The sequence below is a fragment of the Pantoea sp. USHLN256 genome, from assembly GCF_037149875.1.
Taxonomy (GTDB): Bacteria; Pseudomonadota; Gammaproteobacteria; order Enterobacterales; family Enterobacteriaceae; genus Pantoea; species Pantoea nemavictus.
The window spans coordinates 202,607-213,488 of the sequence record NZ_JBBCQO010000007.1 but is presented as its reverse complement, the minus strand read 5'-3'; the positions used below and the strand labels follow the sequence as shown (position 1 = coordinate 213,488).

The 10,882-nt window shown below is 49.8% G+C and carries 15 protein-coding genes; 6 read left to right on the top strand and 9 right to left on the bottom strand.

Translation table 11 applies throughout. The features are described 5' to 3' along the window. Positions 1-310: 310 nt before the first annotated feature. A complete protein-coding gene (locus WFL93_RS17965; protein ID WP_007891703.1) occupies positions 311-865 on the top strand; it encodes a gamma carbonic anhydrase family protein in 555 nt (184 codons plus the stop codon). 9 nt (positions 866-874) lie between these two features. Here WFL93_RS17965 and aroE read toward each other — a convergent pair whose 3' ends face one another. The 5 genes from aroE to dprA are packed head-to-tail and all read right to left on the bottom strand — an operon-like array spanning position 875 to position 4,423. Then, positions 875-1,696 (bottom strand): shikimate dehydrogenase, encoded by an 822-nt coding sequence (gene aroE, locus WFL93_RS17960; protein WP_049850728.1) that lies wholly within the window; start codon positions 1,694-1,696, stop codon positions 875-877. A gap of 3 nt (positions 1,697-1,699) precedes the next feature. Beyond that, entirely contained in the window at positions 1,700-2,275 is a 576-nt protein-coding gene (gene tsaC, locus WFL93_RS17955) for an L-threonylcarbamoyladenylate synthase type 1 TsaC (RefSeq protein WP_007891701.1), read from the bottom strand. Beyond that, positions 2,272-2,826, bottom strand: a complete 555-nt coding sequence (locus WFL93_RS17950) for a DNA topoisomerase family protein (protein ID WP_072093385.1) — start codon at positions 2,824-2,826, stop codon at positions 2,272-2,274. The genes tsaC and WFL93_RS17950 overlap by 4 nt, the downstream gene beginning before the upstream one ends. Positions 2,827-2,853: 27 nt before the next feature. Next, complete coding sequence (gene smg / locus WFL93_RS17945) at positions 2,854-3,327, bottom strand: DUF494 family protein Smg (RefSeq protein ID WP_007891699.1); 474 nt, start codon at positions 3,325-3,327, stop codon at positions 2,854-2,856. Continuing rightward, entirely contained in the window at positions 3,299-4,423 is a 1,125-nt protein-coding gene (dprA, locus tag WFL93_RS17940; protein WP_336778698.1) for a DNA-protecting protein DprA, read from the bottom strand. The genes smg and dprA overlap by 29 nt, the downstream gene beginning before the upstream one ends. A 115-nt stretch (positions 4,424-4,538) precedes the next feature. On the opposite strand from dprA, the gene def reads away from it, so the two are divergent. From def to mscL, 5 genes are all read left to right on the top strand, one after another. Next, entirely contained in the window at positions 4,539-5,051 is a 513-nt protein-coding gene (gene def, locus WFL93_RS17935) for a peptide deformylase (RefSeq protein WP_007891697.1), read from the top strand. Positions 5,052-5,072: 21 nt separating this feature from the next. Further along, positions 5,073-6,017, top strand: coding sequence for a methionyl-tRNA formyltransferase (gene fmt, locus WFL93_RS17930; RefSeq protein ID WP_336778697.1), 945 nt, complete (start codon positions 5,073-5,075; stop codon positions 6,015-6,017). Between the two features lie 45 nt (positions 6,018-6,062). Continuing rightward, the gene (gene rsmB, locus WFL93_RS17925; RefSeq protein ID WP_336778696.1) at positions 6,063-7,349 is read left to right on the top strand and encodes a 16S rRNA (cytosine(967)-C(5))-methyltransferase RsmB; all 1,287 of its coding nucleotides are present in this window, start codon (positions 6,063-6,065) and stop codon (positions 7,347-7,349) included. Positions 7,350-7,380: 31 nt separating this feature from the next. Further along, a complete protein-coding gene (trkA, locus tag WFL93_RS17920; RefSeq protein WP_007891694.1) occupies positions 7,381-8,757 on the top strand; it encodes a Trk system potassium transporter TrkA in 1,377 nt (458 codons plus the stop codon). Between the two features lie 110 nt (positions 8,758-8,867). Beyond that, positions 8,868-9,281: a large-conductance mechanosensitive channel protein MscL gene (gene mscL / locus WFL93_RS17915; RefSeq protein ID WP_007891693.1), complete on the top strand. Its 414-nt coding sequence runs from the start codon at positions 8,868-8,870 to the stop codon at positions 9,279-9,281. Here mscL and WFL93_RS17910 read toward each other — a convergent pair. The 4 genes from WFL93_RS17910 to rplQ all read right to left on the bottom strand — a co-directional run bounded on the left by WFL93_RS17910 (position 9,266) and on the right by rplQ (position 10,878). Beyond that, entirely contained in the window at positions 9,266-9,517 is a 252-nt protein-coding gene (locus WFL93_RS17910) for an alternative ribosome-rescue factor A (protein ID WP_007891692.1), read from the bottom strand. The two genes, mscL and WFL93_RS17910, sit on opposite strands and share 16 nt — an antisense overlap. Positions 9,518-9,567: 50 nt before the next feature. Continuing rightward, a complete protein-coding gene (gene zntR / locus WFL93_RS17905) occupies positions 9,568-10,005 on the bottom strand; it encodes a Zn(2+)-responsive transcriptional regulator (protein WP_336778695.1) in 438 nt (145 codons plus the stop codon). 1 nt (position 10,006) lies between these two features. Next, positions 10,007-10,378, bottom strand: coding sequence for a DnaJ family domain-containing protein (locus WFL93_RS17900; RefSeq protein WP_180822596.1), 372 nt, complete (start codon positions 10,376-10,378; stop codon positions 10,007-10,009). A 113-nt stretch (positions 10,379-10,491) separates the two neighbouring features. Next, positions 10,492-10,878, bottom strand: coding sequence for a 50S ribosomal protein L17 (gene rplQ, locus WFL93_RS17895; protein ID WP_007891689.1), 387 nt, complete (start codon positions 10,876-10,878; stop codon positions 10,492-10,494). Positions 10,879-10,882 lie beyond the last annotated feature (4 nt).

The following is a 10,882-nucleotide window of genomic DNA, read 5'->3' as shown; positions in this document are numbered from 1 at the left end:
AACCGCCTGTCGCGAGGTGGCGTATATTACGCTTTCCTCCTTCAGAGTCAAACACTTTTTTCAGCGCTTTCATCCGGCGGGATGAATTTCTTCACTCCCTGCTGAGCCGCCCGCGTTGCCGCTTTGCCGTCTCAGTGGTGGCGCATTATAGGGATCCGAATTTTTTGCACAACCCCTTTTTTCGATCTTTTTAATCGACTGGCGAGTTTTCATTCTTTTCGCTGCGATCGCGAGCGATCTGTTCAAAAATCATCTTGTTTATCCGGCTTTTAAACCGCAGGCTTGGGTACAAATGTAAAAGGAGAAGATCATGTCTATAGCCCTACGACCTTACAAGAACCATTTTCCGCAAACCGGCGATCGCGTCATGATCGATAGCAGCAGCGTGGTGGTCGGTGAAGTACAACTTGCTGATGACGTCAGCATTTGGCCGCTGGTCGCGATTCGCGGTGACGTGAATAAAGTGATGATTGGTAAAAGAAGTAATATCCAGGACGGCAGCGTACTGCACGTCACGCATAAATCCACCAGCAATCCGGAAGGTTTCCCACTCATCATTGGCGAAGACGTGACGGTGGGTCATAAAGCCATGCTACACGGTTGTACCATTGGCGATCGTGTGCTGGTTGGTATGGGATCGATTCTGCTGGACGGCGTAATTATTGAAGATGACGTGATGATTGGCGCTGGCAGTTTGGTGCCGCCGGGCAAACGTCTGGAGAGTGGCTATCTCTATTTAGGCAGCCCGGTTAAACAAGTACGACCGCTAAGTGAAGCTGAAATCGCCGGGCTGCTCTATTCATCCAACAATTACGTTGGTTGGAAGAATGAATATCTCGATCAAGAAAGCAAAGCTCCTTCCTGATCGTCAAACTCACTCCTGTTGCATTGCCTGCTTTAGTTTAGTAATCACTGGCGTGATCTCTGGCATCACGCCATGCCACAGTTGGAAAGCATGAGCGGCTTGCCCCACCAGCATGCCAACACCATCTGCCAGCTGCTGCGCACCCTGCTGCTGGCACCACAGCAGAAATGGCGTTAAACCTTGTTGATAAAACATGTCATAGCAACGCGTTTGCTGGTTAATAAGAGAGGCGGTTAGTGCAGGCACCTTGCCATCGACACCACTCGAAGTGGCATTAATGATCAGATCAAACTCCTGATCCTCTAATTGCCCGAAGCCACTAGCTTGAATATCTCCGCTCTGGTGGAAAATTTCTGCCAGCATTGCTGCTCGTTCAACGGTGCGATTGACCACAACCAGTGAACATCCAAAAGAAAGAAGCGGCAGGATCACACCACGCGCTGCTCCGCCGGCACCCACCAGCAGCACACGATCGCCGGGATGGATCAGCTGCAGTCGCTCCAGATCGCTGAGTAAACCAATGCCATCCGTGTTATCGCCGAAGATCTTGCCCTGCGCATCTTTCTTTAAGGTATTAACAGCGCCGGAGAGTGCCGCTCGCTCGCTGAGCTCATCAGCAAACTCCCACGCTTGCTGCTTAAAAGGCAACGTTACGTTGGCGCCTTTACCACCCTTAGCAAAAAAATCCGCTATTGCCTGAGGAAACCCTTCTAATGGCGCACACTCTCTACCATATTGATGCTCAATACCGGTTTGCTCAGCAAACAGAGAATGAATAAAAGGTGATTTGCTATGCGCGATGGGATTACCAAAAACAGCAAAGTTTTCCATACATTAACCCTGACGAATAAGTTCACCGCTAATAACGTCGCGGATTTCAGAAGGATTCAGGCGTCCACCGGTTTCAGCGTGTAACACTGGAAACTGAGCACCAAATTGCTGAACAACTTCTTCCGCATTACGGCAAGGCGGTTCACCAGAAAGATTGGCGCTGGTCGAAACCAGGGGTTTTCCAAAACCACGGCATAGCGCCTGCACTTCAGGGTGATCGCTAACGCGAATTGCTAAAGAATCAAAACGTCCAGTGAGCCAGCGCGGTGTGTGTGGCGAAGCTGGAACCACATAGGTCACCGGGCCAGGCCAGCTGGCAAACATGCGCTCGCGCTGTAGTACAGTCAGCTCACGGTCAGCGATATAAGGTTCAAGCTGCGCGTAATCAGCTGCAATAAGAATAAGACCTTTGTCGACTGGACGCTGCTTGAGCGCAAGAAGCGCCATTACGGCATTTTCGCTATCAGGATCGCAACCCAAGCCGAATACGGCTTCAGTTGGGTAGGCGATAACTTCCTGCTGCTGAAGTTGCTCAATACAAAAATCGAGGCTTCCTGCTGAATACTGACTTGGTTTCATGATAACTCTTCGTCCTGAACAATAGGCTTACCGCAGCGTTTGCTGGCGCAGAAGCGCTTCATGCCCTGTGCGGTTTTCTTCTCTATTAATAAAGGGAACTGACAATGTGGGCAAACACCTTCAACCGGCGTTGCATTGATTGCAAACTGACACTCTGGATAGCGGTCGCAAGAGTGGAAGGTTTTGCCATAACGCGAGCGCCGTTGTACGAGTTTGCCGTTCTGACATTGCGGACAGCTGATAGCTGTTTCGTCAGGTTTGTCGATGGTTTCTGTGTAATCACACTCTGGATAATGGCTACACCCCACGAACATGCCAAATCGTCCCTGGCGCAGAACTTTATCTGCTCCACATTTTGGGCATGCGTGGCCTTCCAGTACTTTTACGACGTGACCATCGCCCTGACTCTTCAGCGGGCGGATATAGTCACAGGTTGGATAGTTGATACATCCAAGAAAGGGACCGTGTTTGCCGGAGCGTATAACTAATTCTGCCCCGCAAGCGGGGCAGGGATCGTGTTTAGGCACGGAGAATAGTGCTGGTTTACTCATATTACCGGTTGCATCAAGCGCAGATTATTAATGCAGCATACCTTCATTGACGTCGAATAGCAGTTCTTCCATTTGCTGATAGGCATTTTCACATCCTGGAATGTTAAACAACACCATCAACACCACCCATTTGAGATCTTCAAGATCGAATTCCAGGGTATCAAGGGCCATTACGCGTTCAATAACCATCTCGCGTGTTTCCATATTCAGCACCTGGACCTGTTCCAGGAACAAAATAAAACCGCGACATTCGGCATCTAAACGCTGGTTTTCCTCTTCCGTGTAGATTCGCATGGAGAGCGGATCGTTTGCCATGAGTACAGGCGCAACCAAGCCTTCCTGGTAATCCGCTAACCGTTCAAGCCAATTCAACGCATTGTAGATATCTTCACGATGGAAACCGGCATCGGTTAAATCATCTGTCAATTTATCCTGATCAACGCGCATTTCGGCTTCGTTGTGGATATACGTCTCAAACAAGTACATAAGTACGTCGAACATGGCATGCCCTCCTCAATCGGACATAGCCGCCGGGTACAGCTGCGATCCATCCTGCTAACTCCAGCTCCAGCAAGTGAGCTGCGATAACTGGCACAGGTTGGCCGGCACGTTCAGCGACGACGTCAACAGGTGTAACCTCATCACCTACGTTAGCCAACACAGTTGCAAATGGCAATGGAACATCGTCACTGTCTTGTGAATATATTGTTTCTGAAGTGCTATCAGGCAGCCATTGCAACGTTGAATGTAAATCTTCAAGAATATTGTTGGGATGCGCCACCAGCAGCGCCCCTTGCTGGATAAGCCAGTGCGTTCCTTCACTACCAGGATTACCTAAAGCACCGGGTAAGGCATAAACGTTGCGATTTTGTTCCAAAGCATAGCGTGCAGTAACTAGCGAACCGCTTTTGAGCGTGGCTTCTATCACCAACACACCCAGGCTTAAACCACTAATGATACGATTACGTCGAGGAAAGTTAACCGGATGCGGGGCCATATCAAGTGGGAACTCAGAGACCAGCGCGCCGCCACTGTTCATGATTTCGCGCGCCAGGGATTGATGGTTTTTCGGGTAGATATATTGCAGGCCACTGCCTAACACTGCCACGGTTTTGCCCTGTACTTCTAACGCGGCGCGATGTGCCACACCATCTATCCCGCGCGCTAAACCACTGGTAATAGTTAAACCACTTAGTGCCAATTGCTGCGTAAACCAGCTTCCCCATTGTTTGCCGTAATGGGTGCAATGGCGGCTGCCCACCACGCCCAGTTGGGGTGTTTGTAGAGCATCCAAACTTCCGGCGACATACAGTAATGACGGACGTCGGCTAATTTCCGCTAACGCCGTAGGATAATGTTCATCTATACATGCCACTAAATGATGCTGTTCATGCGCCAGCCATGCATGCGTTCTCTCTAATTGGCGCGGGCACAGCTCCCTGAACTGCTGTCGCTGTATTTCGCTCAATCCGTGATCCAGCAAAAGGTCATCATCAATATGAGCGTTATCCTGCAGTGTTACCGCTAAATGTCTGACAAGCCGACTGCTTAATCCTTTCACGTTTGCCAACCTGAGCATCCATTCAATTCTCTCCATGCCGCACTCCTTGTCAGCCGCGCTATCATGCGGTGCAATGCTGTCAATCGGGCATCAGAAAGTCTACAATATGCGGCAATAATCTTTTCTTTAACGCATACAGATCTGGATATTTATGTCAGTTTTGCAGGTATTACATTTCCCTGATGATCGCCTCCGCAAAATCGCTGCGCCGGTGGCAACCGTAAACGCAGACGTTCAGCGTATTGTCGACGACATGTTCGAAACCATGTACGCCGAAGAAGGTATTGGCTTAGCGGCGACTCAGGTCGATATTCATCAACGCATCATTGTCATTGATGTTTCAGAAAATCGTGACGAGCGTTTAGTACTGATCAATCCGGAATTGCTGGAAAAAAGTGGTGAAACCGGTATTGAAGAAGGATGCCTTTCCATTCCTGAACAACGTGCTTTTGTGCCGCGTGCAGAATGGGTCAAAGTGCGTGCACAGGATCGCGATGGCAACAGCTTTGAGCTGGAAACTGACGGTCTGCTGGCGATTTGTATCCAGCATGAAATCGATCATCTCGATGGCAAACTTTTCATTGATTATCTGTCGCCACTTAAACGTCAGCGTATTAAACAGAAACTGGAAAAATTGGCCCGCCTTAACGCACGCGAAGATTAAGCGCTAATAGAAGGTTAAACTGTGTCTGCACCGCTCAAAATTATCTTTGCCGGTACACCTGACTTTGCAGCGCGTCATCTTGATGCGCTGCTTGCTTCTCAGCATCAGGTAGTTGGCGTCTTTACCCAGCCCGATCGTCCCGCTGGACGCGGTAATAAACTTACGCCAAGCCCGGTAAAAGTTCTGGCGCAGGCACATGATATTCCCGTGTTTCAGCCGAAATCCCTGAAGCCTGAAGAGAACCAGCATCTGGTTGCCGAATTGCAGGCCGATATTATGGTGGTCGTAGCTTATGGCTTGATACTGCCGAAAGCCGTGTTGGCGATGCCGCGTCTGGGTTGTATTAATGTGCATGGTTCGCTGTTGCCTCGCTGGCGCGGCGCGGCGCCGATTCAACGCGCGCTCTGGGCTGGCGATAGCGAAACTGGCGTGACCATCATGCAAATGGATGTTGGTCTTGATACGGGTGACATGCTGCATAAGCTTTCATGCCCAATTACGCCTGAAGACACCAGCGCGTCTCTGTATGAAAAACTGGCGCAACTTGGTCCCCAAGGCATGTTGCTAACGCTGGATCTGCTGGCAAGTGGTCATGCCAAGCCAGAAGTTCAGGATGAAGCATTGGTCTCTTATGCCGAGAAACTGAGTAAAGAAGAAGCGCGTCTCGATTGGTCGCTTTCTGCTGTGCAGTTGGAGCGTTGTATCCGCGCCTTCAATCCATGGCCAACGAGCTATTTCATGGTAGATGAGCAACCGGTTAAAGTCTGGCAGGCAAGCGTTTTACCGCACCAAAATAAGCATCCCGGTGAAATCGTGCATGTTGATAAACAAGGCATTCAGATCGCTACAGCCGATGGCGTACTAAATCTGGAGTCACTGCAACCTGCTGGTAAAAAAGCCATGTCTGCGCAGGACCTGCTCAATTCGCGTCGCGAATGGTTCGCTCCTGGAACCGTTCTGGCCTGATCCTCCAAGCCCGGTTTAACCGGGCTTTTTGTTTGATAAAAGAAAATGAAAAAAAACACCAATTTGCGTAGCCTGGCTGCGCAACTCATTGAACGTGTTGTGGATAAGGGCGAATCACTGAGCGCCATTCTGCCTGCTGCACAAAAAGCGTTATCGGATAAAGATGGCGCACTGCTGCAAGAGTTGTGCTTTGGCGTGATGCGCACGTTGCCACAGCTGGAAGCCTTGATTGGCAAATTGATGGAACGTACGTTAACGGGTAAGCAGCGAGTGCTGCATTATCTGTTGATGGTTGGGCTTTATCAGCTGCTCTACACCCGCGTGCCAGCACATGCCGCACTGGCGGAAACTGTCGCAGGTGCCGAGGTACTGAAACGCGCAAATTTGAAAGGTCTATTAAACGGTGTGCTTCGCCAGTTCCTGCGCCAACAAGAAGCGCTTTTAGCGGAAGTTGATCAAGGTACGCAACGTTACTGGCATCCCGGTTGGTTACTCAAACGTCTGCAAGCCGCATGGCCAGAACAGTGGCAGCACATTGTAGAAGCCAATAATCAGCGCCCGCCGATGTGGCTGCGCGTCAATCGCCAGCATCATAGCCGGGATGCATGGTTAGCATTATTGCAGGCAGCAGAGAAACAGGCTTTCCCGGGCGATGCACCCGATGCTTTGCGTTTGGACTCCCCCGCTCCCGTGAGTCATCTGCCTGGTTTCGAACATGGTTGGGTAACGGTTCAGGATCTCTCCGCACAGCGCTGCGCGTTACTGCTTGAACCGCAGAATGGCGAATCCATTCTCGATCTTTGCGCAGCACCCGGCGGTAAAACCACGCATATCCTTGAAATTGCCCCGCAGGCCAAGGTATTAGCCGTCGATATTGACCAGCAACGCCTGCTTCGCGTACACGAAAATCTACAACGCCTGGATATGCAGGCTGAAGTACGTCAGGGTGATGGTCGTACACCGGCAGAATGGTGTGGCGAAATGCAATTTGATCGTATCCTGCTAGATGCTCCCTGCTCAGCGACTGGAGTGATTCGCCGCCATCCAGACATCAAGTGGCTGCGTCGCGATCGTGATATTGCCGAGCTGGCTATTTTGCAGCGTGAAATTCTTGAGGCTGTTTGGCCGCGTCTGAAGTCTGGCGGGACAATGATTTATGCAACCTGCTCAATTCTGCCTGAAGAGAATCATCAACAAATCAGTACCTTTTTGGCGGCGCACAATGATGCAGTGGCGGAGACAATACCGCAGGGACAGGCCAATGGCTGGCAGGTTTTCCCGACCGTCGATGGCGGTGACGGTTTCTTCTACGCTAAGCTGATGAAAAAATAGTGCAGCGCAATCTGACAAGAGCATCTAAGCCATGAAAATCATTATCCTCGGCGCCGGTCAGGTCGGCGGAACCCTGGCAGAGAATCTGGTGGGGGAAAATAACGATATTACGGTCGTCGATAGCGATGCCACCCGTTTACGCGTGCTGCAGGACAAATTTGATCTGCGCGTTGTGCATGGCCATGGATCACATCCACGCATCTTGCGTGAAGCCGGTGCTGAAGACGCCGATATGTTGGTGGCGGTGACCAACTCCGACGAAACCAATATGGTAGCGTGTCAGATTGCCTATTCACTTTTCAATACGCCAAACCGCATCGCCCGTATCCGCGCCGCCGAGTATTTACGCGATGCGGAGAAACTGTTTGTGCCGGAAGCCGTACCGATTGACCACCTGATATCACCGGAACAGTTGGTGATAGACAATATTTATCGGCTGATCCAATATCCAGGCGCTCTTCAGGTAGTGAATTTTGCCGAAGGAAAAGTGAGCCTCGCGGTGGTTAAAGCCTATTATGGCGGCCCACTGGTAGGCAATCCGTTATCGATTATGCGCGAACATATGCCACACATCGATACACGTGTAGCCGCGATTTTTCGTCAGGATCGTCCCATTCGCCCGCAGGGTTCCACAATTGTCGAAGCCGGTGATGAAGTCTTCTTTATTGCAGCGAGTCAGCATATTCGCGCGGTAATGAGCGAGATGCAACGCCTGGAAAAACCGTATAAACGTATCATGCTGGTTGGCGGCGGCAATATTGGCTTTGGCCTGGCGCAGCGTCTGGAAAAACAGTACAGCGTGAAGTTGATTGAACGTAATCAACAGCGCGCGGCCGAACTCGCTGAACGCCTGCACGACACCATTGTGTTTTACGGGGACGCTTCAGATCAGGAGTTGCTAGCAGAAGAGCACGTGGATCAAGTCGATCTCTTTATCGCAGTAACTAACGACGATGAAGCCAACATTATGTCGGCCATGCTGGCTAAAAAGATGGGGGCCAAAAAGGTGATGGTGCTGATCCAGCGCCGTGCCTATGTTGATCTTGTACAAGGCAGCGTGATCGACATTGCTATCTCACCACAACAGGCCACGATATCGGCCCTGCTGAGCCACGTACGTAAAGCTGATATTGTTGGCGTTTCATCGTTACGCCGCGGTATCGCAGAAGCCATCGAAGCTATCGCACATGGCGATGAAACAACTTCGCGCGTTGTTGGCCGTTTAATCGAAGATATTAAGCTCCCCCCAGGAACCATTATCGGCGCCGTTGTACGCGGTGACGAAGTGATCATCGCGAATGACAATGTGCGCGTCGAACAAGGCGATCACGTAATTATGTTCCTGACAGATAAGAAGTTTGTCCCGGATGTTGAACGCCTGTTCCAGCCTAGTCCTTTCTTCCTGTAATTGCTGCGGGCGATAGCCCGCCGTGAAAGTTTTGCTTAATCCATTGTTATAATGGCAATTGCACAAAGGTTTGTTAGACTTTAGCCATTGGCCAAGGCAAGGAGATAACAATGAGTTTATTCAAAGAGTTTCGTGATTTTGCAATGCGTGGGAACGTGGTTGACCTGGCAGTCGGTGTCATCATCGGTGCTGCTTTTGGTAAGATTGTTTCTTCACTGGTCGCGAATATCATCATGCCACCACTTGGCTTGTTGATTGGCGGCGTTGATTTCAAGCAGTTTAAATGGATACTTAAACCAGCAGAAGGTGATATTCCTGCAGTGGTAATGGAGTACGGTAATTTTATTCAGACTGTTTTCGATTTCGTTATTGTTGCTTTCGCTATCTTCCTGGCAATTAAAGTAATGAATAAGCTGTACCAGAAAAAAGAAGTCGAAAAAGCAGCACCTAAACCAACGAATGAAGAGTTACTGCTGACTGAAATTCGTGACCTTTTAAAACAACAAAATCACGATAAATTATGATGAAAAAGCCGCCCGAATAAGGCGGCTTTTTTTACTTTAGAGCTGAAGGCCAGTGATAAACTTTTCTGCTTATCACTGGCCTCCCAGTTACGTCCTTTCGCATGTTTTTCTTTACGCTGATAGCTACCCTTACCTTTCTGATTCTTCTCAATACGCTGTCGAAACAGTGGATCATGCAGTAATGCTTCGAGTGCATTATCGTTTATTTTACCTTTTTGATGCTGATAGCGGCTCATCTTGTCCTCCAGTTAGTTACGGCGCAACTATAGTCCTTACAGTGCAAAATTCAATCTTTGCTACAACAAATTTCAGGATGCGGCTCTTCACCTTTTTCTAGCGCCTCGAGAATTGAGCAGCAAGTGCTGCTATGTATATCACCGCAGCAGGTTTCGGCGAGACGATGCAATGAATGCTGGATGGTCTGTAGCTCAGCGATCATGCCATTAACTTCTTCCAGGCGTTTCGCCACAATCGCCTTTGATTCCTGACAGGTATGATGTTCAGGATCGATGCGGATCGACAATAGTCCGCGGATAGAATTTAAGCTGAAGCCCAGTTGCCGTCCGTAGCGAATAAAACGTAAGCGTTGTAAATCATCTTCGCTATAAAGACGAAAACCGCCCTCAGTACGTACCTCATGATTCATCATCTGCTGTTTTTCATAAAAGCGGATGGTATCAGGCGTAACATCCGCCATCTTTGCGAGCTTGCCTATCTTGTACATACTATTTTTCCTGCTGCAAACGCTGATGAATGACGTCGCTGTAATCGCCACGCAAAAAGTCGGTGCTAATTCCTGCCTGTTGCAGTTTTAACTGCAGCAACGCTAAACGTTTCGAGAACTCGCGCGCTTTTTCATCATTTGGATCTAACTCTTGCAACAAATCATTGAGTGCTAATGCTTCGCGGCGCATCTCCAGTTCTGGTGGCAAATAGCCGGCGTTTTTTAACAGACGATAAGCAGTGCGCAGTTCGACCGGTACTCCGCTATCGTCTTCGATGTGTAAAGGTGCACCTTCACCAGGTAGGTTACTCAGTTCACCTTTTTCTTGAGCCTCACGGATATGCTGCTCAACAAGTTGATCAATTAGCCACATCAAGGAGCTCCTGACAAATGTATCTGCCATCAGCATAGCGAAAGGGGAGGAAATGGGAAGAAATTACGGACAATAAAAAACCCGCCGAAGCGGGTTTTCTACGATACTACAAATTACTCTGCAGTAACTTCTGCTTGAGCTTCTGGACGATCAACCAGCTCGATGTAAGCCATCGGAGCGTTGTCACCAGCACGGAAGCCACACTTCAAAATGCGAGTGTAACCACCGGCACGGCTCGCGAAACGCGGGCCCAGCTCGTTAAACAGTTTTGCCACGATCTCGTTATCACGAGTGCGGGCGAATGCCAGACGACGATTAGCTACGCTGTCGGTCTTGGCAAGAGTAATCAGCGGCTCAACTACGCGGCGCAGCTCTTTGGCTTTCGGCAGAGTCGTCTTAATGATCTCATGACGAACCAGAGAACCAGCCATGTTGCGGAACATAGCCTGACGATGGCTGCTGTTGCGGTTCAGTTGACGACCACTCTTACGATGGCGCATGACC